General features: G+C 54.9%; 28 protein-coding genes. 22 read left to right on the top strand and 6 right to left on the bottom strand.

The features are described from left to right. Window positions 1-41: 41 nt before the first annotated feature. Window positions 42-914 (bottom strand): MurR/RpiR family transcriptional regulator, encoded by an 873-nt coding sequence (locus AC2AXP_RS08030; RefSeq protein WP_004962143.1) that lies wholly within the window; start codon window positions 912-914, stop codon window positions 42-44. 380 nt (window positions 915-1294) lie between these two features. On the opposite strand from AC2AXP_RS08030, the gene zwf reads away from it, so the two are divergent. From zwf to mdtI, 11 genes are all read left to right on the top strand, one after another. Further along, entirely contained in the window at window positions 1295-2770 is a 1476-nt protein-coding gene (gene zwf, locus AC2AXP_RS08025) for a glucose-6-phosphate dehydrogenase (protein ID WP_039992033.1), read from the top strand. Window positions 2771-2915: 145 nt separating this feature from the next. Then, window positions 2916-3557 (top strand): bifunctional 4-hydroxy-2-oxoglutarate aldolase/2-dehydro-3-deoxy-phosphogluconate aldolase, encoded by a 642-nt coding sequence (locus tag AC2AXP_RS08020; RefSeq protein ID WP_039992704.1) that lies wholly within the window; start codon window positions 2916-2918, stop codon window positions 3555-3557. Window positions 3558-3849: 292 nt separating this feature from the next. After that, on the top strand, window positions 3850-6660 hold the full coding sequence (gene dagR, locus AC2AXP_RS08015; protein WP_484381530.1) for a transcriptional regulator DagR: 2811 nt from the start codon (window positions 3850-3852) through the stop codon (window positions 6658-6660). 149 nt (window positions 6661-6809) lie between these two features. Further along, window positions 6810-7229 carry a PTS sugar transporter subunit IIA gene (locus tag AC2AXP_RS08010; protein ID WP_233092240.1) on the top strand — a complete coding sequence of 140 codons (420 nt, stop codon included), beginning with the start codon at window positions 6810-6812 and terminating at the stop codon, window positions 7227-7229. A gap of 2 nt (window positions 7230-7231) precedes the next feature. Next, complete coding sequence (locus AC2AXP_RS08005; RefSeq protein WP_004962163.1) at window positions 7232-7717, top strand: PTS sugar transporter subunit IIB; 486 nt, start codon at window positions 7232-7234, stop codon at window positions 7715-7717. Between the two features lie 32 nt (window positions 7718-7749). Next, on the top strand, window positions 7750-8496 hold the full coding sequence (locus tag AC2AXP_RS08000; protein ID WP_004962165.1) for a PTS mannose/fructose/sorbose/N-acetylgalactosamine transporter subunit IIC: 747 nt from the start codon (window positions 7750-7752) through the stop codon (window positions 8494-8496). After that, window positions 8496-9356, top strand: a complete 861-nt coding sequence (locus AC2AXP_RS07995; RefSeq protein ID WP_164844336.1) for a PTS system mannose/fructose/sorbose family transporter subunit IID — start codon at window positions 8496-8498, stop codon at window positions 9354-9356. The genes AC2AXP_RS08000 and AC2AXP_RS07995 overlap by 1 nt, the downstream gene beginning before the upstream one ends. A 7-nt stretch (window positions 9357-9363) precedes the next feature. Continuing rightward, window positions 9364-10491: a D-glucosaminate-6-phosphate ammonia lyase gene (gene dgaE, locus AC2AXP_RS07990; protein ID WP_198772861.1), complete on the top strand. Its 1128-nt coding sequence runs from the start codon at window positions 9364-9366 to the stop codon at window positions 10489-10491. Next, window positions 10478-11224 (top strand): 2-dehydro-3-deoxy-phosphogluconate aldolase, encoded by a 747-nt coding sequence (gene dagF, locus AC2AXP_RS07985; protein ID WP_004962172.1) that lies wholly within the window; start codon window positions 10478-10480, stop codon window positions 11222-11224. The genes dgaE and dagF overlap by 14 nt, the downstream gene beginning before the upstream one ends. A 562-nt stretch (window positions 11225-11786) precedes the next feature. Beyond that, window positions 11787-12155, top strand: a complete 369-nt coding sequence (gene mdtJ / locus AC2AXP_RS07980) for a multidrug/spermidine efflux SMR transporter subunit MdtJ (protein WP_004962175.1) — start codon at window positions 11787-11789, stop codon at window positions 12153-12155. Further along, on the top strand, window positions 12142-12471 hold the full coding sequence (mdtI, locus tag AC2AXP_RS07975; RefSeq protein ID WP_004962177.1) for a multidrug/spermidine efflux SMR transporter subunit MdtI: 330 nt from the start codon (window positions 12142-12144) through the stop codon (window positions 12469-12471). The genes mdtJ and mdtI overlap by 14 nt, the downstream gene beginning before the upstream one ends. 61 nt (window positions 12472-12532) lie before the next feature. Here the strand turns inward: mdtI and AC2AXP_RS07970 are convergent, their stop codons facing one another. Next, complete coding sequence (locus AC2AXP_RS07970; protein ID WP_004962179.1) at window positions 12533-12877, bottom strand: RidA family protein; 345 nt, start codon at window positions 12875-12877, stop codon at window positions 12533-12535. Window positions 12878-13000: 123 nt separating this feature from the next. On the opposite strand from AC2AXP_RS07970, the gene yoaA reads away from it, so the two are divergent. From yoaA to rnd, 5 genes are all read left to right on the top strand, one after another. Then, complete coding sequence (yoaA, locus tag AC2AXP_RS07965; RefSeq protein WP_430299199.1) at window positions 13001-14902, top strand: DNA repair helicase YoaA; 1902 nt, start codon at window positions 13001-13003, stop codon at window positions 14900-14902. Between the two features lie 58 nt (window positions 14903-14960). Next, window positions 14961-15662: a tRNA (adenosine(37)-N6)-threonylcarbamoyltransferase complex dimerization subunit type 1 TsaB gene (gene tsaB / locus AC2AXP_RS07960; protein ID WP_430299198.1), complete on the top strand. Its 702-nt coding sequence runs from the start codon at window positions 14961-14963 to the stop codon at window positions 15660-15662. Between the two features lie 99 nt (window positions 15663-15761). Continuing rightward, entirely contained in the window at window positions 15762-16352 is a 591-nt protein-coding gene (locus tag AC2AXP_RS07955) for a Slp family lipoprotein (protein WP_004962186.1), read from the top strand. Window positions 16353-16560: 208 nt separating this feature from the next. Next, window positions 16561-18249: a long-chain-fatty-acid--CoA ligase FadD gene (fadD, locus tag AC2AXP_RS07950; RefSeq protein ID WP_039992038.1), complete on the top strand. Its 1689-nt coding sequence runs from the start codon at window positions 16561-16563 to the stop codon at window positions 18247-18249. 81 nt (window positions 18250-18330) lie between these two features. Next, window positions 18331-19452: a ribonuclease D gene (gene rnd / locus AC2AXP_RS07945; protein WP_004962192.1), complete on the top strand. Its 1122-nt coding sequence runs from the start codon at window positions 18331-18333 to the stop codon at window positions 19450-19452. 238 nt (window positions 19453-19690) lie between these two features. Here rnd and minE read toward each other — a convergent pair whose 3' ends face one another. Genes minE through minC form a run of 3 tightly spaced genes read right to left on the bottom strand, consistent with a single transcriptional unit; the run spans window position 19691 to window position 21497 of the window. Next, window positions 19691-19960, bottom strand: a complete 270-nt coding sequence (gene minE / locus AC2AXP_RS07940) for a cell division topological specificity factor MinE (protein ID WP_088499709.1) — start codon at window positions 19958-19960, stop codon at window positions 19691-19693. Window positions 19961-19963: 3 nt separating this feature from the next. Then, complete coding sequence (gene minD / locus AC2AXP_RS07935; protein ID WP_004962198.1) at window positions 19964-20776, bottom strand: septum site-determining protein MinD; 813 nt, start codon at window positions 20774-20776, stop codon at window positions 19964-19966. Window positions 20777-20801: 25 nt separating this feature from the next. Further along, the gene (gene minC, locus AC2AXP_RS07930; RefSeq protein WP_004962202.1) at window positions 20802-21497 is read right to left on the bottom strand and encodes a septum site-determining protein MinC; all 696 of its coding nucleotides are present in this window, start codon (window positions 21495-21497) and stop codon (window positions 20802-20804) included. A gap of 136 nt (window positions 21498-21633) precedes the next feature. Here minC and AC2AXP_RS07925 point away from each other — a divergent pair, with 136 nt between their 5' ends. The 4 genes from AC2AXP_RS07925 to AC2AXP_RS07910 all read left to right on the top strand — a co-directional run bounded on the left by AC2AXP_RS07925 (window position 21634) and on the right by AC2AXP_RS07910 (window position 24471). Further along, window positions 21634-21903 carry a YcgL domain-containing protein gene (locus AC2AXP_RS07925; protein WP_039992039.1) on the top strand — a complete coding sequence of 90 codons (270 nt, stop codon included), beginning with the start codon at window positions 21634-21636 and terminating at the stop codon, window positions 21901-21903. 82 nt (window positions 21904-21985) lie between these two features. Next, window positions 21986-23110 (top strand): lytic murein transglycosylase, encoded by a 1125-nt coding sequence (locus AC2AXP_RS07920; RefSeq protein WP_430299197.1) that lies wholly within the window; start codon window positions 21986-21988, stop codon window positions 23108-23110. A 58-nt stretch (window positions 23111-23168) separates the two neighbouring features. Next, window positions 23169-23825 carry a fumarylacetoacetate hydrolase family protein gene (locus AC2AXP_RS07915; protein WP_004962215.1) on the top strand — a complete coding sequence of 219 codons (657 nt, stop codon included), beginning with the start codon at window positions 23169-23171 and terminating at the stop codon, window positions 23823-23825. Between the two features lie 199 nt (window positions 23826-24024). Beyond that, window positions 24025-24471 carry a YcgN family cysteine cluster protein gene (locus tag AC2AXP_RS07910; RefSeq protein ID WP_004962217.1) on the top strand — a complete coding sequence of 149 codons (447 nt, stop codon included), beginning with the start codon at window positions 24025-24027 and terminating at the stop codon, window positions 24469-24471. A 275-nt stretch (window positions 24472-24746) separates the two neighbouring features. Here AC2AXP_RS07910 and dsbB read toward each other — a convergent pair whose 3' ends face one another. After that, entirely contained in the window at window positions 24747-25277 is a 531-nt protein-coding gene (gene dsbB, locus AC2AXP_RS07905; RefSeq protein WP_039992705.1) for a disulfide bond formation protein DsbB, read from the bottom strand. An 84-nt stretch (window positions 25278-25361) separates the two neighbouring features. Between dsbB and AC2AXP_RS07900 the strand changes: the two genes are divergently transcribed. Continuing rightward, window positions 25362-25499, top strand: a complete 138-nt coding sequence (locus AC2AXP_RS07900) for a hypothetical protein (RefSeq protein WP_004962223.1) — start codon at window positions 25362-25364, stop codon at window positions 25497-25499. Between the two features lie 329 nt (window positions 25500-25828). Continuing rightward, on the top strand, window positions 25829-26758 hold the full coding sequence (locus AC2AXP_RS07895) for a DMT family transporter (RefSeq protein ID WP_004962226.1): 930 nt from the start codon (window positions 25829-25831) through the stop codon (window positions 26756-26758). The last annotated feature ends 96 nt before the right edge of the window (window positions 26759-26854 follow it).

The raw sequence follows: 26854 nt of genomic DNA, 5'->3' as shown, positions 1-26854 counted from the left end.
TAGTCGGCATTGGTCCTGCTTTCAACAGGTTTTGGTTTCGATTACGCATCGAAATTGTTTGGGATAACCGCGCCCTTATCAAAGCGCGATTCTTTCAGCGCTTCCTTGACCCGCTTCAAGTTATCTCTGAATTTATCCCCTCGACGCAAGGTAAATCCGGTTGCCAGCACGTCAATGAGCGTTAATTGCGCGATCCGCGATACCATGGGCATATAAACGTCGGTGTCTTCCGGTACGTCGAGCAGCAGGGCGAGCGTGGCTGCGTGCGCCAATGGCGTATCGTGTGAGGTGATGGCGATGACGGTGGCGTCATTATCTCGCGCCAGTTGCGCCATTTCCACCAGGTTTTTGGTACGGCCGGTATGGGAGATCAGCACCACGACGTCGCCTTCGCTGGAATTCATGCAACTCATGCGTTGCATCACGATGTCGTCAAAGTAGACCACTGGGATATTGAAACGAAAAAACTTGTTCATGGCGTCATGCGCCACCGCGGCAGAGGCGCCAAGGCCAAAGAAAGAGATCTTTTTAGCCTGGGTAAGCAGGTCGACCGCACGATTGATGGCGGCAACATCCAGACTTGCCTTTACAGTATCCAGACTGGCCATCACTGATTCAAAGATTTTGTTGGTGTAAGCGTCGACGCTGTCGTCTTCTTCAACGTTGCGGTTTACATATGGCGTACCGTTCGCCAGGCTTTGCGCCAAATGCAGTTTGAAATCGGGAAACCCTTTGGTATCCAGCCGGCGACAAAAGCGATTGACGGTAGGTTCACTGACATCGGCCATGCGTGCCAAGGTGGCGATGCTGGAATGTATTGCCGTTTGTGGCGATGCGAGGATGACCTCGGCGACTTTCCTTTCAGACTTGCTCAGGATGTCCAGATGGCTCTGGATTTTTTCCAGCGTATTCATATAACGGGAGTCACTCATGGTTTTTTGCCCCAGAGATGAGATCGATTGGTGGTAACGATTTCAATCAAAGGAGACATCAATGCCGGTTTAATGAAAATATACTACGTGCTGGTAACCGTTGGCAGTAGCGACAGAGCGTTTGCTGGAATTTTTCACCAGAATATGAGCTGTGTCTAACTTTCATAATGGTAAAAGAGTGTCAAAAAAGACAGAAAATTACAGTTTGTGTCATCATGCGCGGCCACCGCGCCGCCTAATGCTTAACCCTCGGGTTTATCCGTCTTTTTTTCTGCTTTTGATCCGGGTTTACTGGCCGTAGGCAAAGAGAGTACATTAGTAATGTAAGAAAATTACAAATATCCTGCAACGAGGAGATGAACATGGCGGTAACCTCTACAGCCCAGGCGTGTGACCTGGTTATTTTCGGCGCGAAAGGCGATCTGGCGCGTCGTAAGCTGCTGCCTTCCCTGTACCAATTAGAAAAAGCCGGCCATATCCACCCGGATACCCGCATTATCGGGGTGGGCCGCGCCGAGTGGGATAAAGATACCTACGTCAAGGTGGTTAAAGAAGCGCTCGCCACCTTTATGAAAGAAGAATTGAACGAAGAACTCTGGGCCACGCTGAGCGCACGTCTGGATTTCTGCAATCTTGACGTTAACGACAGCAAGAATTTCTCCAAGCTCGGCAAAATGCTGGACCAGAAAAATCGTGCCACCATCAACTATTTTGCCATGCCGCCCAGCACCTTTGGCGCAATCTGCAAAGGGTTGGGTGAAGCCAAGTTGAACGCCGAGCCGGCGCGAGTGGTGATGGAAAAACCGCTGGGTACCGATCTGGCTTCATCACGGGTGATTAACGATCAGGTGGCGGAGTACTTCAACGAATGCCAGGTGTACCGCATCGACCATTATCTCGGTAAAGAGACGGTGCTGAACCTGTTGGCGCTGCGTTTCGCCAACTCGCTATTTGCCTCTAACTGGGATAATCGCACTATCGATCACGTGCAGATCACCGTGGCGGAAGAAGTGGGCATTGAGGGGCGCTGGGGCTATTTCGACCAGGCCGGACAGATGCGCGACATGATCCAGAACCACCTGCTGCAGGTATTGACCATGATCGCCATGTCGCCGCCGGCGGATCTGACCACCGACCGTATTCGCGACGAAAAGGTCAAGGTGCTGCGTTCGTTGCGCCGCATCGATCAGACCAACGTGCGTGAAACCACGGTGCGTGGTCAGTACACTGCGGGCTTTGTGCAAGGCAAAAAAGTGCCGGGCTACCTGGAAGAAGAGGGAGCCAACAAAAGCAGCAATACTGAAACCTTCGTTTCCATTCGGGTTGATATCGATAACTGGCAGTGGGCTGGCGTACCGTTCTATCTGCGTACTGGCAAGCGCCTGCCGACCAAATGTTCCGAAGTGGTAGTATACTTCAAGAACCCACCGCTCAACCTGTTCAGCGACTCCTATCAGCAACTGCCGCAGAACAAGTTGACCATTCGCCTGCAGCCGGACGAAGGGATCGAAATCCAGGTATTGAACAAGGTGCCGGGTCTGGATCACAAACACCGTCTGCAAACTACCAAACTGGATCTGAGCTTCTCTGAGACCTTCAACCAGGAGCACGTGGCGGACGCCTACGAGCGCCTGCTGCTGGAAACCATGCGCGGTATTCAGGCACTGTTCGTGCGCCGTGACGAGGTTGAGGAAGCCTGGAAGTGGGTCGACTCCATCATGGACGCGTGGAAAGCCGACAACGAAGCGCCGAAGCCATATCAGTCAGGTACCTGGGGGCCGGTTGCTTCGGTAGCGATGATTACCCGCGACGGCCGTTCCTGGAACGAGTTCGAATAAACCATCCGCCGGCAGCTGGTCTGCCGGTTTTTTTTGCCTGCAGTATGTGGCTTGAGGGTACGGCCGGAGGCTTGCGACCGATGTCGCAACATCCCGTGGCAGGGACGTGCCATACATTACACCTCACAGAGTGGAGATAACGATGATGACCAATTGGAAAACCAGTGCAGAACAGATCCTGACCGCCGGCCCGGTGGTACCCGTGATTGTGATCAACAAACTGGAACAGGCGGTGCCGATGGCCCAAGCACTGGTTGCCGGCGGCGTACGCGTACTGGAAGTGACGTTGCGCACCGACTGCGCGATGGATGCCATACGGGCGATCGCCAAACAGGTGCCGGAAGCGATTATCGGTGCCGGCACGGTGCTGAACGCCCGGCAGTTGCAAGAGGTGACCGAGGCTGGTGCACAGTTCGCCATCAGTCCGGGCCTGACCGCTGACCTGCTGCAGGCGGCAACCGCCGGTTCGATACCGCTGATTCCAGGTATCAGCACCGTGTCGGAACTGATGTTGGGTATGGATCATGGTCTGCGTGAGTTCAAGTTTTTCCCGGCGGAAGCCAACGGCGGCGTGAAGGCGCTGCAGGCGATCGGCGGTCCGTTCCCGCAGGTGCGTTTCTGCCCGACGGGCGGTATTTCGCCGAGCAATTACCGTGATTACCTGGCGCTGAAAAGCGTACTGTGCATTGGCGGTTCGTGGCTGGTGCCGGCGGAGGCGCTGGAAAAAGGCGACTACGCACGTATCACCGAACTGGCGCGCGAAGCGGTCAGCGGCGCGTCCGCCTAAATCTGCCGTTGCTGCAACCGATGCCAATCCTCTGTGATTGGCATTTTTTATGTCTGTCATTCCGCCGATTTGTGCTCTGTGAGTCGGTTGGAAACGAGCAAATCCCACCATACAGGGCGTTGCCGGCTATCGGCAGAGCTCGGCTTTTTTTACCTGTCTCTGCTACAACCTGACACTTAGCGGTGGTTGTTTTCCATCTTCCTGTATTAGGATGACTTTTTCTCAGGTCGATTGTCAGCTTGTCAGTTGCCTGCTCTTTCTTGTTTATAATTAATAATAACAACGGGTTAAAATGAAACGTAAAGATGCGGTTCGCCAGGAGCTGGAACGTCTTACCCTTACGCTTAACCGGGAAAACCTTGAACTCAGCGCCGGCGGTTTCGCCGCCGAGACTATTGCTTTCAACCTGGGGTTAGCGCGTAACTCCGTCAGTAAAGATCTCAACCAGCTGCACGCAGAGCGGTTGGTTATCAAGATTAAATCCCGTCCGGTACTGTTTTTGCACCGGGCTGTCTGCGAGCAGTTGATTGAGCAACCACTGTCGGATGACCGCTTGGAGGCCAGGGATTTGCTGGCGCTATTACCCGCCAAAACCCTGTCGCAGTCAGCCAGTGATGACCCTTTTGATACGGTGATTGGTTACGATCGCAGCCTGCGGCTGTCGGTAGAAAAGGGGAAGGCGGCGGTGCTGTATCCTGGTGGATTGCATGTGCTGCTCACCGGGCCTTCCGGGGTGGGGAAAACCTTTTTTGCCGAGGTGATGCACCAGTTCGCCATGGCGCAACAGCCGCAGCGCCAGATCCCGCTGGTGTATTTCAACTGTGCCGAGTATGCCCATAACCCGGAGCTGCTTTCATCCCATCTTTTTGGCCACAAGCAGGGCGCGTTTACCGGCGCGATCGAAAGTAAACGTGGCCTGATCGAACAGGCTGACGGTGGCTTTCTGTTACTCGATGAAGTGCACCGTCTGCCCTACGAAGGACAGGAGAAACTGTTTTCGATCCTTGATAAAGGCGAATACCGGCCGCTGGGTTCCAGCGACAAGGCCCGGCCTATCAGCGTACGGCTGATTTGTGCCACCACCGAAAGTCCGGACTCAACGCTGCTACGCACTTTTCTGCGACGTATTCAGGTGTCGATTGCCATACCGGCGCTGCGCGAACGTTCACTGGAGGAGCAGGTAGAAATCATTACCGGTTTCTTACAGCTTGAGAGCCGCAAGATTGGCCGCATTATTCGCCTGGATAAAGGGTTATTGCTGTATCTGCTGAAGAAACCACTGAGCGGCAATATCGGCCAACTCAAGAGTGATATCCAGTTTCTCTGCGCCCAGGCCTGGGCTAGCGGCATGGGCCACAACAGCCCAAGATTGTTGCTGGATAAGCGACTGATGGATGTGCCGCACTCCGCCAGCGCCAGTAGCCGCCTGTTGGTCGATGCGCTATTTGGTCAGCAGGAATATCTGGATATCAGTTCGCAGCCGCTGGAGCAGCTCAAGCAGCATCTGAGTGCGCTAAGCAACGAGCAGGACAGCGATCTGTTTTATACCTATCTGACACGTGAATACGTCAACCTGCGCAACAGCAACGTGCCGCCGCAGGAAACCCTGTCGATCCTGAAGAACAAGTTACGCACCATTTTTGAATATGGGTTGTATAGCCGCACCGGCGGGGAAAGCGAAGAGCGGTATTATGGCGGCCAGGTCGAGCAACGCATCATCTTGTTGAGCAGTTGCATCGAACAGGTGTTGGGTTTCCCGCTGCCGCAGAATATGGCAGGCCATCTGCGTAAACATCTGCTGGCGCTGCTTTCCTATGTACAGAAAGGCCTGATCCCCAATCTGTATTCCTCGAGCCTGATACTGGATTACTGCAAGGATGAATACGACAACGCCAATCAGCTATGCCGCAAAATCAATGAAATCTTCCATATCCAATGCCCATCAACGGAAATCGTCTACCTGTGCCTGTTTTTGAAAGAGTGTCGCAGTTTCCGCCAGCGCAAACAGGTTAGCCCAGACTGTGGCGCCATGCTGATCGGCCACGGCACCACCACGGCCAGCAGTATGGCGCACTATGTCAATCGAGTTCTGGAATGCGAGCTGTTTACCGCCATCGATATGCCGTTTGAACAGTCGGTGCATGACACATTGGAATTACTGATCGCCACGCTGCGGGAAAAGCGCTATCAACGCCTGATTCTGATTGTGGATATCGGCTCTTTGGTGCACTTTGCCAGCACCGTCAGCAAACTGTTCCACATCGACGTGCTGCTGATCCAGAACATCACCATGGGGGCGTTGCTGGAGATTGGCCTGGACCTGACCTATGAAACCAGTGATTTTGCCCCCTTGATGGAACTGATGGCCAGCAAAGGGATTGACCATCAGCTATACGATCAGCGTGAAGATGACACCGGCAAGGTGTTGGCAATCTCCTGTATTACCGGGATGGGCACGGCGGTGAAGATCAAGAAAGTGCTGGAGGAAAGTTTTGGTGAACTGATGGCGGAAGACACCCGCATGGTGCTGGTGGATTACAACGAAGTGCGCAGCCTTGAGCGCTTGCGCCAGGCGATAGGCGGTAACGAACGCCTGGTGGGCATCGTGGGCACCTTCCAGCCCGGCTTGCCGGATATCCCGTTTATCGCGCTGGAAGAGCTGTTCTCCGAGCAGGGGCCGGAGCTGGTGCTCAGTCTATTGAACCCGGAACTTGGCAGTGCAGAACGCCAGTTGCAGGTTGAGCGTTGTTCAATGCGCTTTATCAGCGCGCTGACGCTGGAGAGCATCATCAACCATATTTCCGTGCTCAATCCGCAACGTATTCTGCAAGAGATTGAAGCGGTGTTGCACCAGATTTGCCGCTCGCTGGATCTGCAGCCTTCTAGGCAGGTGACACTTCGCTTTCTGATCCACTGCTGTTGCATGGTGGAGCGTATCGTTTTAAGCCACAAACCGTTACAGATTGCCCTGGATGCCCAGCAGGATATCGACCAACAGGCGTTTTCTGTCATTAAAGACGCGTTTTCGCCGATTGAGCGCGCCTATTTTATCCGCCTGTCCGATGCAGAATATTTTTATATCTACGAGCTCCTCTACCGCTAAATCCCCCGATGACGGGCCTTGATGGCCCGCTTTCCTCTGACCGCCCTCCGATGTGCCACAAAATTGGCACAGGCATTGCTATGTCTTTAATGAATCGCGTAGCGAACAGAAATTCTCAATGACTTTCAATCGATTGCCAGGAGGCCATTTTGGCTGCATTACCACAGATTTTACTACTGACCCACGGCGGCTGGGGCCAACAACTGAGTGAAAGCGTCCGCATGGTGATTGGCGAAACCCACGGGGTATTCGCTATCGCGCTGATGCCGGTCGACACACTGGCAGAGTTCCAACAGCGCGTTGAACAGCAGGTGAAAACCATGCCGGAGGGCTCATTGATCCTCACCGACTTTATCGGTGGCACTACCTCAAACGTGGCGGCTCGCCTGAGCCGGGACTACGCCATCGGCGTGATTTCCGGTCTGAACGCCACCTTGCTGCTGGCCGCCATCGATTTACGCGAACAGGGCAATCTTCTCAACCATCTCGATGAGCTGGTTGAACTGGGGCGCAACAGCTGCCTCGACGTAGTTAAACAAATTAAATCAATAACATCAGGGGAAAAATAATTATGGCCAACATCGTTTTATGCCGTATTGACAGCCGTCTGATCCACGGTCAGGTCGTCACCAAGTGGGTTGGGCAATCACAGGCTAACCGTATCGCGGTAGTCAGCGATGAGCTGGAAGCCGATCCGTTTATGAAAAGTATTTACCTGATGGCTGCGCCGCCGAATGTGAAAGTGGATTGCTATGGCAACCGGAGCTTTGCAGCGGCGTGGCAGGAGAACCAACTGGGAGAGGGCAACGTATTGGTGCTGTTCCCTAACCTGGCGACGGTGCAACAGGCGGTGGTCGACGGGTTTGAGGTGAAAAATATTCAGGTAGGTGGTCTGGGCGGTGGGCCGAATCGTAAAGCGGTGTTCCAGAACATTACCCTGGATGAGGCGGATGTGGCGATCCTGCGTGATTTACAGCAACGCGGCGTGACGGTGTTCTTCCAGACCATCCCGGAAGACAAGCCACAGGCACTGGCAGATATTTTGAAGAAGTTCTGATATTCGGCATCTGATCGATTAGGAGCAATAACATGGATAACTTGACCGTTGCCATCTGTATGGGGCTGTATTACTGGTTTGCCCGCCTGCGTCTGGGCTACACCCTCTCGGGGATGCTGGTGCAGCCCATCGCCATTGCGGTATTCGTCGGCTTCCTGCTGGGGGATATGAAAACGGCGATGATTATCGGCGCCGGGATGCAGTTGGTGTATCTGGGCGTCACCTCGACACCGGGGGGCAACGTCCCTTCAGATCCGGCGTTGGCGGCGTGTATCGCCCTGCCGATCGCCGTGAAAGCGGGGATGGATCCCAATCTGGCGATCGCGTTGGCAATTCCATTTGGGGTGATTGGCGTGTTTGTTGACCAGTTACGCCGTACCGTGAACGCCGTCTGGGTGCATATGGCCGATAAGCATGCGGAAGAGGCCAATATCGGCGGGATCATGCGTTGCGCCTTCCTTTATCCGGCCCTGCTTGGCCTGGTGATCCGCTTCCCGGTAGTGTTCGCCGCCAACTATTTTGGCCAGGGCGTGGTCGAGAAATTCCTGGCACTGATGCCACATTGGCTGACCCACTCGTTCGAAATCATGGGCGGTATCCTGCCTGCGCTGGGCTTTGCGATCACCATCATGGTTATTGGCAAGAAGAGCCTGCTGCCTTACTTCATTGCCGGGTTCTTCGCGGTGCTGTACCTCAAGGTCGACATCATGGCGATGGCCATCTTCGGTACCTGCGCGGCATTCCTGGTTAAAAACATGGCTAAAGGTGAGGAGGCCTGATCATGAGCAGCGACATCATGCAACACGAACTGGTGGAAAGGGCGCGGCAAACCAACGTCCTGACCAAGCGGGACATCACCAAAGCCTGGTTTATATACTGGCTGGGCGCCGAAGTTTCCAATTCTTACGAGCGTTTACAGAGCCTGATTTTCTGCGCCTCCATGACGCCAATTATTAAAAAGCTCTATCCACAGAAGGAAGAGCAGGTTGAAGCGCTGAAACGCCACCTGAACTTTTTTAACAGCGAACAGACTTTCGGTGCGGTGATCCAGGGGGTGGCCATCGCCATGGAGGAGCAGAAGACCCACGGTGAGCCGATTTCAGATTCGTCTATCACCGGCATCAAAACCGGTCTGATGGGGCCGCTGGCCGGGATTGGCGACTCGGTGGTCTGGGCGGCGATTATGCCGTTGCTGATCGCCATTTTCATTCCCTTTGCGGCCAACGGCAGCGCTATGGGCGGCATTATGCCGGTGGTGCTGTATACCGCCATTACTCTGGCGATCAGCTATGGCCTGGCCCACAAAGGCTACACGCTGGGCAGGGAGTCGATCATTGGTCTGCTGCAAGGGGGCAAGATAAAAGAGTTGATCTACGGGGCCAACGTACTCGGGTTGATCATGATGGGGGCACTGTCTGCCAGCTACGTCAAGATCACCTCGCCGCTGAAAATCAGCGCGCTGGAAGGCTCCGAGGTGGTGGTGCAGCAGATCCTGGATTCCATCGCCCCCGGCCTGTTACCGCTGGCCGCGGTGTTTTCTATCTACTTTTATCTGGTCAAAAAAGGTCCCCGCTATACCACTATCCTGCTTTCGGTGGTGGTACTGAGCGTGGTGTGTTCCTTGCTGGGCATTTTGTAACGGAGCAATGATGAACATTTATCAACGGCTCGGGCTGAAACGGGTGATCAATGCCAGCGGCAAGATGACCATCCTTGGGGTTTCTTCGGTGCCAAGCGAGGTAATGGCGGCGACGGCCGAAGCGGCATCAGCCTTTGTGGAAATTGATGCGCTGGTGGATCGGGTTGGCGAACTCATTTCTCGGCATACCGGCGCGCAAGATAGCTATGTGACGTCCTGCGCCTCTGCCGGAGTGGCTATTGCCGTCGCGGCAGCCATTACCCGGGGAGAGCCGGATCGGGTGGCGCAGATGCCGTGCAGTGAAGGTTTGGCCAATGAAATCGTTATGCTGCGTGGTCACAATATTGACTACGGTGCGCCGATCACCACCGCTATCCGGTTAGGGGGCGGCAGGGTGGTTGAGGTGGGGCAAAGCAATCTGGCGGCCCGCTGGCAACTGGCAAAGGCGATTACGGCGCAGACGGCGGCGCTGTTTTACGTCAAGTCACATCACTGTGTACAAAAAGGTATGGTTGCGCTGAGCGATTTTGTCGCGCTGGCCCGTGAGGCCGGAGTGCCGCTGATTGTCGATGCGGCAGCCGAAGAGGATCTGCGAGCTTACGTGGCTGCTGGCGCCGACATGGTGGTGTATAGCGGAGCGAAAGCGCTGGATGCGCCTACCTCGGGTTTTGTTACCGGCGACCGGCAGTGGATCGCCTGCTGCAAGGCCCAGCATAACGGTATTGCCCGTGCGATGAAGATTGGTAAAGAGAACATGGTAGGACTGGTGATGGCGCTGGATCATTATCAGCAACATCAGCCGGACTGGAGCCGCCAATTACCCGCGCTGAATGAATTGGCACAACAGATTTCAGCGTTGTCGGGCCTGCAGGCGGAGATCGAACAAGATGAGGCCGGGCGGGCGATTTATCGCCTGCGGGTGAGTGTGGACGCTTCCACCCTGGGTTTAACTGCCTATCAGGTAGAACAGCAACTGCGTACTGGTGAAGTGGCTATCTATACCCGCCATTACTGGCTGAATCAAGGTATCTTCAGCCTCGATCCTCGAGGGGTGCGGGATGATGACTGGCCGTTGATCGTGGCGCGTCTGCAGGAAATAGTGCAACAGGCCAGGGGGCAATATGCAACAGCTTGATTTTTACCGGGGGCGGGTGGCTATCAACGTGCTGGCGAAGGACATTCCCAATGCGCTACAGGTACACCATGCCGCCGAAGGGCATGCGGCAGTGGGGGTAATCTCGGCGCAGTTCACTGACGTTGAACAGGGCGTGGCGGAGGTGAAGCGCTGGATGGCGCATATCCCGGCGATTTCCGTTGGTCTGGGGGCCGGATCGGCGGCACAGTTTTATAAGGCGGCCATGATTGCCGCAGCCACGGCGCCGGCACACGTCAACCAAACCTTCACCGGCTGTGGTTTTGCCGCTGGAGCACTGGCGGCGCGAGGCATCAGCAATACCTGCATTAATGCTCTGATCTCGCCAACCGGTACGCCAGGCAAGGTGATCATTTCCACCGGCGTTCACAGCAGCCAGGGCGAGCCTGCCGTGGTGAGCTGCGACAGCGCGGTGGCGATGATCCTAGACCTGGGAGGGCATGCGGCCAAGTTCTTCCCCATGGCAGGGTTATCGTCTTTGGCAGAACTACGCGCCTTGGCTGAAAGTTGCGTACGCCATGGCATGACCATGATCGAACCGACAGGCGGGATTGATACGCAAAACTTCCGGCCGATATTGGCAACCTGTCTTGATGCCGGAGTCGAAAAGGTGATGCCTCACGTTTACAGTTCGATCATCGATCCGCACAGCGGAGAAACCCGAACCGAAGAGGTGGCGTGGTTGCTGGACAGCATCAAGCAGATGCTGCGCTAAGGCTCGGGGTGCAGGCTGTCGCTGCAGTTGGCGATTGCCGAATGTATTGCAAGGCTCAGATGTAAATCTGAGTCTTTTTTTATTTTTGAAAACATTAACTTTCTTATTTATAAACTGTTTTTTTTATCTAAATGTCAAAATGTCGGTTTGATTTATTAATTTTGCTATGGTACAACTATTCAGGTTAAATAATTTACCTTGATGAGGATATTGGGCAAATCGCACGTGGTGTTACCCGTTAGTGTGCGGCTGAAGATAGAGAACAACATTATGATGATACTTAATCGAACCACCCTAAAAACTTCTCCTTGTCAGCTTTTCCTGTCTGCCATTCTTGCCAGTGAACATCACTGGTGTAGCGAGCTATAGCGCCTTTCTCCCTTAACCGGTACCGCTGACGTGGCAACCTGTCACACGTCAATGGGCATGGCCGGGCAAACCATTTTATTACGTTTGGGTCAGTTTATCCCCAGGGATCTCTGCGTGCCTTGTGCCGCTTGTACGAGATAAATCGGGATAAATACGCCTTTGCGTGCGTTATTCGCCGTTTGGGAGATTTTTTATGATTTATTGGATTTTTTTAGGCATGGCCATTGTGGCTGAAATCATTGGTACGCTGTCGATGAAATATGCCAGTGTAACCGACAGTATCACTGGTCACCTGGTGATGTATGTGATGATCACCACCTCATATGTGCTGCTGTCATTAGCCATCAAGCGGGTGGCGCTGGGCGTGGCCTATGCGCTGTGGGAAGGCATTGGCATCCTGTTTATTACCCTGTTCAGCGTTATGTGGTTCGATGAGCCGATCTCTGCACTGAAGGTGGCAGGGCTGGCGATACTGATTGTCGGCATTCTGCTGGTAAAGTCAGGTACCCGCAAGGCGACTGACTCGGCGAACGCGCGAGGTGACCATCATGCAACAGCTTGAGTGGTATCACATTGGATTCCTGGCGTTGGCCATCGTGCTGGAAATTGTCGCCAATATCTTCCTGAAAATGTCTGACGGTTTTCGTAAAATCTGGCTGGGACTGCTGTCATTGCTGTCGGTGTTAGGGGCGTTTAGCGCGCTGGCGCAGGCGGTGAAAGGTATCGATCTGTCGGTGGCCTATGCGCTGTGGGGTGGCTTTGGTATCGCCGCGACGATCGCCGCCGGCTGGATCCTGTTTGGTCAACGGCTGAATGCCAAGGGCTGGTTTGGCCTGGCGCTGTTGCTGGCCGGCATGGTGATTATCAAACTGGCATGATAAAAGCGCCACCAGGGCGCTGTAATATGGCCGCGGACGGGGGATGCTGTCCGCGGTTTTTTTATTGGGCCGCAATGATTTTGATTTCAACCCTGTACTTCGGGTTCATTAATTTGGCTTGCACCGTGCAGCGAACCGGGGCGCTGCCGGGAACCACCCAGGCATCCCACGCCGCGTTCATGGCGGCAAAGTCGGCGCCGTCAGCCAGGAAAATGGTGGCGTCGAGAATGCGGCTTTTGTCGGAACCGACGCGGGCCAGCAGCACGTCTATTGCCGCCAGCGCATTGGCGGTCTGCGCCGTGGCGTCGTCGTCCAGATTCTCCGGTACGCTGGTGTAATAGACGGTGCCGTTGTGGATGACCGCTTCCGACCAGCGCTGTTCAGGATCAATTCGTTCAATATTCATTCGGTTATCTCCATATCATCATCGCGCCTAGGGTAACACAGCACGGCGCGGGTTGCTGCACCCTGCACGGCGGCGCCGAATGTGTATATAATCACAGTTGAATTTTCCCGGCAGAGAGATAGTGTGGCAGACGATTTCGCAACAGACGGCGCCCTGGCGCAGGCAATCAGCGGCTTTAAACCGCGTGAAGCGCAGCGGCTGATGGCCGAAGCGGTTACCGAAGCGATTACATTCAAGCAGGAACTGGTGGTGGAGGCGGGCACCGGCACCGGTAAAACCTTCGCGTATCTGGCACCGGCGCTGCGCGCCAAGCGCAAAGTGATCATTTCTACCGGTTCCAAAGCGTTACAGGATCAGCTGTATACACGTGATTTACCCACCATGGCCAAAGCGCTGAAATTCAAAGGCAAGCTGGCGCTGTTGAAAGGGCGCTCCAACTATTTGTGCCTGGAGCGGCTGGAGCAGCAGTCGATGGCCGGCGGAGAGCTGGCCGGTCAGACGTTGATTGACCTGGTGCGGTTGCGCGGCTGGTCTTCGCAAACGGTAGAAGGCGATATCAGCACCTGCAGCGACGTGGCGGAAGACAGTTTTGTCTGGCCGCTGGTGACCAGCACCAACGACAACTGCCTGGGCAGCGACTGCCCGCTGTACAAAGACTGCTTCGTGGTCAAGGCACGCCGCCGGGCGATGGATGCCGACGTGGTGGTGGTCAATCATCATCTTTTTCTGGCCGACATGGTGGTAAAGGAAAGCGGCTTTGCGGAACTGATCCCCGAAGCGGAAGTGATGATTTTCGATGAGGCCCATCAGATCCCGGACATTGCCAGCCAATATTTCGGCAAGCAGCTCACCAGTCGTCAGTTAATGGATTTAGCCAAAGACATTACTATCGCTTATCGCACTGAGGTACGCGATTCGGCCCAATTGCAAAAAAGCGCCGACCGCCTGAACCAGAGTACCCAGGATTTCCGCTTGGCGCTGGGGGAACCGGGTTTTCGCGGCAATCTGCGTGAGGTATTGAACCAGCCCAACGTGCAGCGCGCCTTGGTACTGCTCGATGATGCGCTGGAGCTGTGCTATGACGTGGTCAAACTGTCCCTTGGCCGCTCGGCGCTGTTGGACGCGGCGTTCGAACGTGCCACCCAATACCGGGCTCGCCTCAAGCGCTTGAAAAATGTCGACGAACCGGGCTTCAGTTATTGGTATGAATGTAATTCGCGTCATTTTGTTTTGGCGTTGACGCCGCTGACGGTCGCCGAACGCTTTCGCGAATTGCTGGACGACAAGCCGGGGACCTGGATTTTTACCTCGGCCACGCTGTCGGTAAACGAACAGATGAGCCACTTTACCGACCGGCTTGGCTTGAACAAGGCCAAAACGCTGCTGTTGCCCAGCCCGTTTGATTATGCCAATCAGGCGTTGCTGTGTGTGCCGCGCAATCTGCCTTCGCCCAATCAGCCCGGCGGGGCGCGTCAGTTGGCGCGTATGCTGCGGCCGATGATTGAAGCCAACCAGGGGCGATGCTTCTTTTTATGCACCTCGCACCAGATGATGCGCGAACTGGCCGAAGAGTTTCGCGCCACGATGACGCTGCCGGTATTGCTGCAGGGTGAAACCAGCAAGGGCCAATTACTGGCGCAGTTTGTCGAGGCCGGCAATGCGATATTGGTGGCGACCAGCAGTTTCTGGGAAGGGGTTGACGTGCGCGGTGATGCGCTGTCGTGCGTGATTATCGATAAACTGCCGTTTACCTCGCCGGACGATCCATTGCTCAAGGCGCGTATCGAGGATTGTCGCCTGCGCGGCGGCGATCCATTCAATGACGTACAGTTGCCGGATGCGGTGATTACCCTCAAGCAGGGCGTTGGCCGTTTGATCCGCGACACCGACGATCGTGGTGTGTTGGTGATTTGCGACAACCGTCTGGTGATGCGCCCGTACGGCGAGGTATTTCTCAACAGTTTGCCGCCAACGCCGCGCACCCGCGATCTGGCGCAGGCTATCGCCTTCCTCAAGGCGCAATAGTCGTGACTTTTGTGCTGTGCTACAATGCGCGCCCTGTTTTCTCCCGCCTGAGGTTGGTATGTCCCCGCGAATTTTAGCGATTGATACGGCGACGGAAGCCTGTTCCGTCGCCCTGTGGAATCAAGGTGAAACCCACGCCTTGTTCGAACTCTGCCCACGCGAGCATACGCAACGCATATTACCGCTGGTACAACAGATATTGGCGCAATCCGGTTTGGCGCTGTCCCAGCTTGATGCGCTGGCCTTTGGCCGTGGCCCTGGTAGCTTCACCGGCGTGCGTATCGGCATTGGCATCGCGCAAGGGCTGGCATTGGGCGCCGATCTGCCGATGCTCGGCATTTCGACCTTGCAAACCATGGCGCAGGGTGCCTGGCGCATGACCGGCGCCGAGCGCGTGCTGGCGGCGATCGACGCTCGGATGGGCGAGGTGTATTGGGGCGGTTTTGAACGCCAACTCGATGGCAGCTGGCATGACAGCCAGCCCGAAGCGGTGCTGTCGCCGCAGCAGGTGCTGGAACGTGCACAACGGCTGCAAGGGGAGTGGGCGCAGGTCGGCACCGGCTGGCAAACCTATCCCGATCTGCTGGCCGGCACGCCAGTTACGCTGCGCGACGGGCAAATGCTATTGCCGCAGGCCGAAGACATGTTACCGCTGGCGCTGCTTGCCTGGCAGCAGGGGCTGGCGTGCAGCGTGGAAAACGCCGAGCCGACCTATTTGCGTAATGAAGTGACATGGAAAAAACTACCGGGCCGTGAATAATTGCCTGTTATTGCGCCAACCTTGAATCAAGGATGAAATTGTCTGCAACTTGCTGCCAAAAGCGCAGTCGAAGTTACAGAAATTTCAGGAGATTGCGACATGATAATCCGTACTGCTACCAATAAACTGTCGCTGCTGGCCATGGCCTGCGGCGCGCTGCTGTTATCCGGCTGTGTAACGGTTCCGGATGCGATCAAGGGGAGCTCGCCGACGCCGGTGACGGATTTGGCATCGGTGCAAAACGCACCAAGCCTGTTTACCGGTGCTGAAGCGCGTTTTGGCGGTAACGTCATCAGCGTGCACAACGAGCAGGGCAAAACGGTGCTGGAGATTGCGGCGGTACCTCTGGACAACGGCGCTCGACCGACGTTGGGCGAACCTTCTCAGGGGCGGCTGCTGGCAACGGTGAACGGTTTCCTGGAGCCGACGGATTTCAAAGGGCAACTGGTCACCGTGGTTGGGCCGATTACCGGTGTGCGCCCCGGAAAAATTGGCGCCACGCCGTATAAATTCATTACCATGAATGCCAGCGGTTACAAACGCTGGCACCTGACGCAGCAGATCGTCATGCCGCCGGCGCCGATGGGGCCATGGGGATGGCGTAGCGGGCCGTGGGGACCGGGTTGGGGCGCAGGCTATGGCTGGTACAATCCAGGGCCAGCACAGGTGCAGACTATCGTTACCGAGTAAGTTACGCGAAGATTTTTATTGTGATGAGGGCGGCTTAGATGCCGCCCTTTTCTTTTGGCACCAGGATCCGCCGGCAATTAGTGACCTACATCGCAACCTGAATATTGTTTAAAACGCAAACTGGTACGCTGAGTTAAAATATTGTTAAAGTTCGGCTGCGTGTTTGGGGGCTGCGATGATTATTAGTAATGATTTCAGGAGTAATACCTTGGACAAGGTCTGGTTAAAACGTTACCCGGCAGATGTTCCGGCAGAAATCGACGCCGATCGCCATTCGTCTTTGGTTGAAATGTTCGAAAGCGCGGCGCTGCGCTACGCAGATCAGCCAGCCTTTATCAACATGGGCGAGGTCATGACTTTCCGCAAGCTGGAAGAGCGCAGCCGGGCTTTCGCCGCCTATTTGCAAAATGAACTCGGTTTGCAGAAGGGCGACCGTGTGGCGTTGATGATGCCCAACCTGTTGCAATACCCGATTGCGCTGTTTGGCGTCTTGCGCGCCGGCATGGTGGTGGTCAACGTCAATCCGCTTTATACGCCGCGCGAGTTGGAACACCAGTTGAACGACAGCGGGGCGGCGGCGATCGTCATCGTATCCAACTTTGCCCATACGCTGGAAAAAGTGGTATTCAAAACCCAGATCAAGCACGTAATCCTGACGCGGATGGGCGATCAGCTTTCCGCCGCCAAAGGCACGCTGGTCAATTTTGTGGTGAAGTACATCAAACGGTTGGTGCCCAAGTATCACCTGCCGGATGCCATCTCGTTTCGCGCCGCGCTGCAACGCGGTCGCCGGCTGCAATATGTAAAACCGGACATCATTAATTCCGATCTGGCGTTCTTGCAATACACCGGTGGCACCACCGGGGTTGCCAAGGGCGCGATGCTGACCCACCGCAACATGCAGGCCAATCTGGAGCAGGCCAAGGCGGCCTATGCGCCGCTGTTCCGTGACGGTCAGGAGCTGGTGGTGACGGCGTTACCGCTGTATCACATTTTTGCACTAACGGTGAACTGCCTGTTATTCATCGATCTGGGTGGTCGCAACCTGCTGATCACCAACCCGCGTGATATTCCCGGTCTGGTAAAAGAACTGGCCAAATACCCGTTCACCGCCATGAGTGGGGTAAATACCTTGTTTAATGCGCTGCTGAATAACGACGACTTCCACAAACTCGATTTCTCGACCCTGCGTTTCTCGGTCGGCGGCGGCATGTCGGTGCAGAAATCGGTGGCGGACAAATGGGAAAAAACCACCGGCAAACATTTGCTGGAAGGCTATGGCCTGACCGAGTGCGCGCCGCTGGTGGCTGGCAACCCCTACGATCTGAAACATTACAGCGGCAGCATCGGTTTGCCAGTGCCGTCGACCGACGTGCGCCTGGTGGATGAGCACGGCAATGATGTTGCGCCGGGCGAACCGGGTGAACTGTGGGTCAAAGGGCCGCAAGTTATGTTAGGCTATTGGCAGCGCCCGGAAGCAACGGATGAAGTGTTGAAGGACGGTTGGCTGGCGACCGGCGATATCGTTACGGTCGATAATGACGGGTTTATCCGCATTGTCGATCGCAAGAAGGACATGATCCTGGTGTCAGGCTTCAACGTATATCCGAACGAAATCGAAGAGGTGGTCAGTCAGCATGCCAAAGTGCTGGAGTGCGCGGCGATTGGCGTGCCGAGCGACGTTTCCGGTGAGGCGGTGAAGGTGTGCGTAGTGAAGAAGGATGCCTCACTGACCGCTGATGAGCTGCTGACGCATTGCCGTCGGCATCTGACCGGGTATAAAGTGCCTAAAATTGTTGAGTTCCGCGACGAATTGCCAAAGTCCAACGTTGGCAAGATCTTGCGGCGAGAACTGCGTGACGAGCAGAACAAGCCAAAGGCCGCTGATGCCGCCTGACGCCTTGCTTGTCCCTTTGCATCAACAACGCCGGTGAATGCCGGCGTTGTTGTGTTTGAACCGAAATAAGAGAATGATGTTTTGAATTATACGTTGATCACTACCGACGCCGGATTGCAGCAGGTCTGCGAACAGGCAAGAAAACATGCGCAGATTGCGCTCGACACCGAATTTGTCAGAACGCGTACCTACTATCCGCAGTTAGGCCTGATCCAGTTATACGATGGTGAACAACTCTCCCTGATTGATCCACTGCCAATCAAACAATGGCAGCCGTTTGTCGATCTGCTGGCCGACAGTGCAGTGGTCAAGTTCTTGCACGCCGGTAGCGAAGATCTGGAGGTGTTTTTGAACGCCTTCAATACGTTGCCCACTCCGCTGGTCGATACGCAGATCCTGGCCGCCTTTACCGGCAAGCCGCTGTCGTGCGGTTTTGCCACTCTGGTGGCGCAATACATGCAGGTCGAACTGGATAAAAGCGAATCGCGTACCGACTGGCTGGCGCGTCCATTGACCGAACGCCAGTGCGTGTATGCCGCCGCCGACGTGTTTTATCTGTTGCCGATGGCCAGGCAGTTGGTGCAGGAAACCGAACAGGCCGGCTGGACCGCTGCCGCCAGCAGCGAGTGCCTGCTGTTGTGCCAACGCCGCAGCGAAACGCTGGCGCCGGAACTGGCCTACCGTGAAATCACCAACGCCTGGCAGCTGCGCGCGCGTCAGTTGGGCTGTCTGCAAAAGCTGGCGGAGTGGCGGTTGCGTCAGGCGCGTGAACGCGATCTGGCGGTTAATTTTGTGGTGCGTGAAGAAAATCTGTGGGCGGTAGCGCGTCATATGCCGGGGTCGTTGGGGGAGCTGGATGCCCTTGGCCTGAGTGGTCCGGAAATTCGCTATCACGGTAAAACCCTGCTGGCGCTGGTCGAGGAAGCCAACCAGATGGACGAGAGCGCGTTGCCGCCACCGGTCGCGAGCCTGATCGACCAGCCTGGTTACAAGAAAGTGTTCAAGGATATCAAGGCGGCGATCGTTACCGTCAGCGAACAAAGCGGTCTCAGCAGCGAGCTGTTGGCATCGCGACGTCAGATCAACCAGTTGCTCAATTGGCACTGGAAATTGAAAAACGGCGACGGTCTGCCGGAATTAATCAGTGGTTGGCGTGCGGAATTATTAGCCGAACCTTTGCAGGCTATTCTGAAGAATTATTAATTAAACGATAAAAGTAACGGGGCAGGGGAAACAGTCTTTGCTCCGTACATTTGTTGCTGGATAATCTGACCGGATATTTTTGGACCATTCTCAACTTTAAAGAAAGTTGACGCGAAATTAATTGGGATTAATCTCAAACAATAAACGCGTGGAAATTACTGTCAAAATACGATTTATCTGGATGCATATACAGTTACCCCCTGCAAAAAATATACAGGGGGTAATTAATGCGTCGCAATCATTTAGCTGCTTCTTCCGATTCCGGCAACGTCACGTTAAGTTCAAGTACCGAAATATCGTCCCCTTTCTGCTCAAACTGAACGTGGAGCATTTCAGGGTCGATCTGAATGTATTTGCAGATTACCGCCAGAATGTCGCGTTTCAAATCAGGCAGATACGGGGGCTCACTGTCCCCGCGACGACGTTCTGCAACGATAATCTGCAGCCGTTCCTTGGCTACACTGGCTGTCGATTTTTTGCGGGACAGAAAAAAGTCTAACAAAGCCATGGTTTATCCCCCAAAAAGGCGTTTCAGGAAGCCCTTCTTCTCTTCTTCGATGAAGCGGAATGGGCGTTCTTCTCCTAACAAGCGGTTAACGGTGTCGTCGTAGGCCTTGCCGGCGTCAGACTCGTGGTCCAGGATGACGGGTTCACCCTGGTTGGAGGCGCGCAGCACCGATTGATCTTCCGGTATCACGCCGACCAGTGGAATACGCAGGATTTCCAGCACGTCTTCCATGCTCAGCATGTCGCCACGGCTAACGCGGCCCGGATTGTAACGGGTGAGCAGCAGGTGTTCCTTGATGGCTTCCTTCCCCTGTTCCGCACGGCGCGATTTGGACGACAGGATACCCAGAATGCGGTCCGAGTCGCGTACTGACGACACTTCCGGGTTGGTGGTAATAATGGCTTCATCGGCGAAGTACAGCGCCATCAGCGCGCCGGTTTCGATACCTGCCGGTGAGTCACAGACCACAAAATCGAAATCCATCTCGCCCAGTTCGTTGAGCACTTTTTCAACGCCTTCACGGGTCAGCGCGTCTTTGTCGCGCGTTTGTGATGCGGGCAGAATGAACAGGTTTTCGGTGCGTTTATCCTTGATGAGCGCCTGGTTGAGCGTGGCGTCACCCTGGATCACGTTAACGAAATCGTAAACCACGCGGCGTTCGCAGCCCATGATAAGGTCAAGGTTACGCAGGCCGATGTCGAAATCGATAACCACGGTTTTCTTGCCTTTTTGGGCCAAGCCGGTCGCAATGGCCGCGCTCGAAGTGGTCTTGCCAACGCCCCCTTTACCCGATGTAACAACAATAATGCGTGCCATGAAATGGATTCCTTGTCAAAAGGGCTTAATTTAAAGGTTGTATGGTTAAAGCGTTATCCAACAGGCTGAGTCGCACTGCCTGCCCGGAATATTCGGACGGGATTTGGTCGCTCAACCAGTACTGCCCTGCGATAGAGACTAGCTCAGCGCCCAGGTGCGTGCAAAAAATCTGACATTGCGTATCACCTGAAGCGCCCGCCAGCGCACGACCGCGCATCGAACCGTAGATATGAATGTTGCCGTCGGCAATCAATTCGGCACCGGCACTGACGCTGCTGGTCACGATTAAATCGCAGTTGCGGGCATAAATTTGTTGGCCGGAACGGACAGGCGTGCTGATGGTGCGCGTTTTGGCCGGGGCATTTTCCGCTACCGGCGCTACGGCCGGCGGTGCGTCAACGGCCACTTTCTGGCCTTTGCCCTCGCTCATCAACGGCAAGCCGGCACGGGCAATAGCCCGTTTTTGCCGCTCATCTTTACAACCGCTGATGCCCACCACGCGCAAGCCTGCAGCCGTAACGGCCTGTTGGAGTTCTTTCCAGTTCGCATCGCCGTTAAGCGTAGCAACGTTGATAACAACAGGGGCGTTTTTGAGAAAAGCGGGCGCTTGCTCGACTTTTTCCTGTAACGCCTGGCGAATTACCTCGGGTTGCGAATTATGCAAATGAACAACCGATAGGGTAAAACTGCTGCCTTTTAGCTCAATTGGCGATTGTGACATCTATCCTGACTCAGTCTCAGCAACTTTAAATCCCCGGAATACCACTCGGGGTGCGATATTCCGATGTACTAGAAGCATGTTATAGTCAGAGTTATATCCAGGCAAGATACTGCCCCAATTAAATAGAGTTAAAAAAATGCTTTGTGTGATCTATAGAAGCCCAAAACGTGACCAAACTTATCTTTATGTCGAAAAAAAAGACGATTTTTCTCGCGTACCGGAAGATTTGCTGAAAAGTTTCGGTACGCCGCAGTTTGCCATGCTGCTTAATCTTGAAGGGCGTAAAAGATTAGCCAATGCGGATATTGAAAAAGTGAAAGAGGCCTTGCAGGAAGAAGGGTTTTATCTGCAATTCCCGCCGCCGGTAGAAAATTTATTAAATCAGCATCTGACCGGCGGGGAGTAATATTCGCCGGTTGTCTGCCCCCGGCCGGGCGACGGTTGCCAACAGGTGACGGGCCCGGTTTGCTTCGAGAAGGAATATTGCGATGAAATTGTCGGCTCCCGCTCTGATGATCACCACCCTGGTGCTGGCAGGCTGCGCCAGCAAAGACAATATCGCGGCGTCTGCGCCAGCAACGGCGTCAACGGCTGATGTGGCCCCGGCCTCAACCGGCGGGATGCTGAAGCCGTCAGTCTCATCGAACGGCATGCTGAAGCCACCGACCGCACCGGCGGACACTACGCTGGCGCAGACGGGGCGCGATCCGGCGGAGTTTCCCGCGTATGTCGAAGCGCTCAAGCGCCAGGCCGTGGCTCAGGGCATCGATCGGCAAACCGTCGACAGCGCGTTTGCCAATGTGCATTTCGTTGATCGGGTGATCAAGGCCGACCGCAACCAGCTCGAGAAAAAAATAACGCTGGATGTTTATCTGCAACGCGTTCTGTCGCCGACGAAAATTCAGCAGGGGCGGCAGATGCTGCGACAGTACCAACCGCAGCTGGCGCGAGCGACTGCACGTTATGGGGTACCGGAGCGCTATATCGTGGCGTTGTGGGCAATGGAAAGCCATTACGGCAAAATACAGGGCAAGGAAGACGTGGTGTCGGCACTGTCGACGCTGGCCTTTGAAGGGCGACGAGAAGCCTTCTTTAGTAAACAGCTGATGGCGGCATTGCAGATTATTCAGCAGGGGCATGTTCCGGCTGAGCAGTTAACCGGATCCTGGGCCGGTGCCATGGGCCAGTGCCAATTTATGCCCAGCTCGTTCCTGAGCTACGGTGCCGACGGCGATGGCGATGGGCGTATCGATATCTGGCATAACCTTGATGATGTCTTTGCTTCAACCGCCAACTACCTGGCAACCGAAGGCTGGAAGCCGGGGATTGGCTGGGGGCGTGAAGTGACACTGCCGTCGGGCTTCGGCAGTGGCCATCTGGGGCTGAAAAACGGCCAGGCGCGCAGCGTCAACCAGTGGGCGGCGATGGGCATCAGGCAGGCGGACGGTTCAGCGCTGCCGAGCGCTACTCTGCGCAGCTGGATAATTACGCCGGATGATGCGCAGGGGCGCGCATTCATGGTTTATGATAATTTCCGTACTATTATGCATTGGAATCGTTCATATTATTTTGCCATCAGCGTGGGTATGATGGCCGACGCTGTCGGACAATAATTCAGCTTATCAGGCCTTGGCCACCAGATTGCCGGGGCATTTTTGTCAGGAGTCAGGTATGTACCAACATAGAGACTGGCAGGGCGCGTTACTCGATTTTCCGGTTAACAAAGTGGTCTGCGTGGGCAGCAACTATGCCGATCACATCAAGGAGATGGGCAGCGCCAAATCGGCAGAACCGGTAATTTTCATCAAGCCGGAAACCGCGCTGTGCGATATGCGCCAACCGGTAGCCATCCCGAAGGAATTAGGTGCCGTACATCATGAAGTTGAACTGGCGGTATTGATCGGCACGCCGCTCAAACAGGCCAATGAAGACCGCGTGGCCCGGGCAATTGCCGGCTACGGCGTGGCGCTGGATCTGACGCTGCGCGATTTGCAGGCCGGCTTCAAAAAAGCCGGGCAGCCGTGGGAAAAGGCCAAGGGTTTTGACGGTTCCTGTCCGATTTCGGGGTTTATCCCGGTAGCCGAGTTTGGCGATCCGCAGAATGCCGAACTGAAACTGACGGTGAACGATGACGTACGTCAGCAGGGTAACACCCGCGATATGATTACGCCGATCTTGCCGTTGATCGCCTATATGAGCCGTTTCTTTACCCTGCGAGCCGGCGATATTATTCTGACCGGCACCCCGCAAGGCGTGGGTCCGATGACATCCGGCGACATGCTCAACGTGTCGCTGAACGGTAAAACGCTCAACACCCGCGTCATTTAATCGCCGATGCCGCCGCGGCGGCATTATGCGTTCAGCGCGCGTCACGCGCCGTTTCTGGCGGCATTGACGCGCCAGTCCATCAGCGTCATCACCCAGCGCTAATCAAGGGATGATGCCATCGTGATTTGCACGTATAATAAGATATACACTCGCCGCCTGTTCTCAGGCAGAAGTTCAATTACCTATACCGGACGTCAACATGTCACAACTCCCTTTTTGGCAAACCAAAACGCTGGCTGAAATGTCGGAAAAAGAATGGGAATCGCTGTGCGACGGTTGTGGGCAATGCTGTTTGAATAAGCTGATCGACGAAGATACCGACGAAATTTATTTTACCAATGTCGCCTGCAACCAACTGAACATCAAATCTTGCCAGTGTCGTAACTATGAACGCCGTTTCGAGCTGGAAGAAGACTGCATCAAACTGACGCGGGAAAATCTGGTCACCTTTGACTGGCTGCCGCCGACCTGCGCCTATCGCCTGATCGGAGAAGGCAAACCGTTGTTCCCGTGGCATCCGCTGATCAGCGGTTCCAAGGCGGCGATGCACGGCGAACGCATTACGGTACGCCATATTGCGGTGCGCGAAAGTGAAGTGGTGGACTGGCAGGATCACATATTGAACAAGCCCAGTTGGGCGCGTTGAGCGACACCAACGACAGCCTTGCTTAAGGTTATGTAAATTAAGCCTCTGCGATGCGCCGTAGGCTTCATATTTTCAGCAATGTCCGGTAGTTTGGCGGCACCCTAAGCTCGGTTCAGAGTAAAAAATATGAAGATGGTGCGGCTGTTTGCCATTGCTGGAGCGCTGATTGTGCTCGTTTACTACCTTACCCACTTCTGACGCGTTGTTATGTATAAAACAGCGGGTTTTGCCAACAAAAAAGGCGCCATGGCGGCGCCTTTTTTATTGCGATGGGCTTAGCGGCCGAACAGGTCACGGCGACGCGGGCGCACAAACTGGGCGATCAGCACAATGACGGCTATGACCAGATAAGCGGCGAAAATGCCAACCAGCCACTGCGGCATCTCCAGGCTCAGAAATTGCCACTGACGCACAGAACAGTCACCCGACGCGTGGAATACTGCCGGCAGCCATTTGTCCAGCGGCAGCCATGAAGGGAAGCTGACGAAGAAATCACAGGTATTGAACGGCGACGGGTGTAGCTGGATCATGGTGTGTTTCCAGGCCAGTTGCACGCCTTCCCAGGCACTGTAAATCCACAGCAGGATGGCGGCGTAGCGCAGCGGCGTTTTCGGCGCGATCGCGCCAACCAGTGAAGCGCCAAGGATGCCAAACAGCGCGCAACGTTCATAGATGCACATGACGCAGGGTTGCAGCAGCATCACATGCTGAAAATAGAGCGCAACCAGCTCAAGCACCAGCGCCGTCAGCGCCATCAGTAGCCAAGCACCGCGCCCCTGCGAGCAACGGTTAAAAAATTGCAACATATCTTTGTTCTTCCATGCAGTAAGCAGTTGAACCGGCAGTGTAAACCAATTCAAACCGGCTGCCAGCATCTCATAGCTAAATCGATGCAAAATAAATCGCCGCAGCAAGCGTCCGTCGCTCTGGAGGCGCCTGCACTGTCGCGCTATACCATGGTGAAAGAACTGGATTTAATCCTGCAGGTGCCGATGATATCCGGCCGCCGACAGGAGATCGGCACCTGATGCCTTACGGGCATCGGCCATCAATCGGCAGGGCGCTGGCACCGGTCTCCTGGCTATACGTCGAGGGGCGGCAATCCCCTCAGCGCGGGTTTCATCGGCAGGATAAGGCAACCGCTGCGGTGACCTTGCCCATGGGATATCGACCTATGGGGCGATAAGTCGGGATGGCTGTTTTTTGCTCTGAAGTAAAATATTTTTATAAAAATTAAAAAATGATTTAACGCAATAACTCCCATCGTGGCGCTGTGATAACGTGACCAGCAACTTTTACCACCAGCCGTATGAGGGATATCAATCGGTATTGACCGTTGCTATCGCCTGGAGGAGCCATGCCTTATTTCCTGTTAACTTTCGCCGCCTGTTTTTGGGGAGGCAATTACGTGGTGGGCCATCTACTGGTTGCACAAGCCGATCCGATCATCTTGTCCACCGCGCGTTGGTTACTCACGGCGCTACTACTGATGACGCTTTACTGTAATCAGGTCAGGCAACAATGGGCAGTGATGAGAAAAGCCAAGGGCACCATCCTGTTTTTAGCCCTGTGCGGACAGGTGCTATTCCCTCTGACACTTTATATCGGTTTACAGTACACCTCCTCATTGAATGCGGCGATCTACCTGTCGACCACGCCGGCGTTAGTATTGCTAATCAACAAGTTGATTTTCAAGGAACGTATTTCATCGCGCAATATTTATGGCGTTCTGCTCAGTTCACTTGGCGTGGTGTACCTGGTGTTGCAGGGCGATTTGCTGCACGTTGATAGCTTGAAGAATTTAAATCGTGGTGACGTCTGGACCATGGGCTCTGCCATCAGTTGGGCGCTTTACTGTGCATTCTTGCGCATAAAACCACGGGAAATTACCGGCAATGCCTTTGTTGCCGTCAGTGCGTTGATTGGCGCGGTGATGCTATTACCGATACTGGCGTTCAGAGTTTGGCAGCCGGGTCAGCTGAATTTGGCGGTTTACCTGCAACCAGGATTCCTGGCAGGCCTGGCCTACCTGATCGTTTTCCCTTCATGGCTGGCCTATTTGCTGTGGAACAAAGGTATTCTGGCTATCGGTGCTACCCGCGGAGAAATCTATTCCCACCTGATTCCATTAAGCGGTGGCGTATTGAGCATTTTATTCCTGCAGGTGCCGTTGCATGCATTTCATCTGGTCAGCGCGCTGCTGATTACCTTGGGCATTGCGTTATGTTCTGGGACCCAAAAAAGGGCGGCTGACCCATCGGCGCAGTCCGCGCACTCGGCAGATTAATGTTTGTCAGATCGCGTGACCTTGATGCCGATAGCGGCCGCACCGGCGATATAAGCCGGTGCAAGACCGCTGTCGCTATCTCAGGCGGCAGTCAGA

Source organism: Serratia sp. Sp408, assembly GCF_057180665.1.
Note: the sequence above shows the minus strand (reverse complement) of the source record. Positions and strands in the feature narration are given on the sequence as shown.

Excerpts from the sequence above, each read along its gene's own strand:
- AC2AXP_RS08030 (WP_004962143.1), bottom strand. The coding sequence starts at position 914 with ATGAATACGCTGGAAAAAATCCAGAGCCATCTGGACATCCTGAGCAAG.
- zwf (WP_039992033.1), top strand. The coding sequence starts at position 1,295 with ATGGCGGTAACCTCTACAGCCCAGGCGTGTGACCTGGTTATTTTCGGC.
- AC2AXP_RS08020 (WP_039992704.1), top strand. The coding sequence starts at position 2,916 with ATGACCAATTGGAAAACCAGTGCAGAACAGATCCTGACCGCCGGCCCG.
- dagR (WP_484381530.1), top strand. The coding sequence starts at position 3,850 with ATGAAACGTAAAGATGCGGTTCGCCAGGAGCTGGAACGTCTTACCCTT.
- AC2AXP_RS08005 (WP_004962163.1), top strand. The coding sequence starts at position 7,232 with ATGGCCAACATCGTTTTATGCCGTATTGACAGCCGTCTGATCCACGGT.
- AC2AXP_RS08000 (WP_004962165.1), top strand. The coding sequence starts at position 7,750 with ATGGATAACTTGACCGTTGCCATCTGTATGGGGCTGTATTACTGGTTT.
- dgaE (WP_198772861.1), top strand. The coding sequence starts at position 9,364 with ATGATGAACATTTATCAACGGCTCGGGCTGAAACGGGTGATCAATGCC.
- dagF (WP_004962172.1), top strand. The coding sequence starts at position 10,478 with ATGCAACAGCTTGATTTTTACCGGGGGCGGGTGGCTATCAACGTGCTG.
- mdtJ (WP_004962175.1), top strand. The coding sequence starts at position 11,787 with ATGATTTATTGGATTTTTTTAGGCATGGCCATTGTGGCTGAAATCATT.
- mdtI (WP_004962177.1), top strand. The coding sequence starts at position 12,142 with ATGCAACAGCTTGAGTGGTATCACATTGGATTCCTGGCGTTGGCCATC.
- AC2AXP_RS07970 (WP_004962179.1), bottom strand. The coding sequence starts at position 12,877 with ATGAATATTGAACGAATTGATCCTGAACAGCGCTGGTCGGAAGCGGTC.
- tsaB (WP_430299198.1), top strand. The coding sequence starts at position 14,961 with ATGTCCCCGCGAATTTTAGCGATTGATACGGCGACGGAAGCCTGTTCC.
- AC2AXP_RS07955 (WP_004962186.1), top strand. The coding sequence starts at position 15,762 with ATGATAATCCGTACTGCTACCAATAAACTGTCGCTGCTGGCCATGGCC.
- minE (WP_088499709.1), bottom strand. The coding sequence starts at position 19,960 with ATGGCTTTGTTAGACTTTTTTCTGTCCCGCAAAAAATCGACAGCCAGT.
- minD (WP_004962198.1), bottom strand. The coding sequence starts at position 20,776 with ATGGCACGCATTATTGTTGTTACATCGGGTAAAGGGGGCGTTGGCAAG.
- minC (WP_004962202.1), bottom strand. The coding sequence starts at position 21,497 with ATGTCACAATCGCCAATTGAGCTAAAAGGCAGCAGTTTTACCCTATCG.
- AC2AXP_RS07925 (WP_039992039.1), top strand. The coding sequence starts at position 21,634 with ATGCTTTGTGTGATCTATAGAAGCCCAAAACGTGACCAAACTTATCTT.
- AC2AXP_RS07920 (WP_430299197.1), top strand. The coding sequence starts at position 21,986 with ATGAAATTGTCGGCTCCCGCTCTGATGATCACCACCCTGGTGCTGGCA.
- AC2AXP_RS07915 (WP_004962215.1), top strand. The coding sequence starts at position 23,169 with ATGTACCAACATAGAGACTGGCAGGGCGCGTTACTCGATTTTCCGGTT.
- AC2AXP_RS07910 (WP_004962217.1), top strand. The coding sequence starts at position 24,025 with ATGTCACAACTCCCTTTTTGGCAAACCAAAACGCTGGCTGAAATGTCG.
- dsbB (WP_039992705.1), bottom strand. The coding sequence starts at position 25,277 with ATGTTGCAATTTTTTAACCGTTGCTCGCAGGGGCGCGGTGCTTGGCTA.
- AC2AXP_RS07900 (WP_004962223.1), top strand. The coding sequence starts at position 25,362 with ATGCAAAATAAATCGCCGCAGCAAGCGTCCGTCGCTCTGGAGGCGCCT.
- AC2AXP_RS07895 (WP_004962226.1), top strand. The coding sequence starts at position 25,829 with ATGCCTTATTTCCTGTTAACTTTCGCCGCCTGTTTTTGGGGAGGCAAT.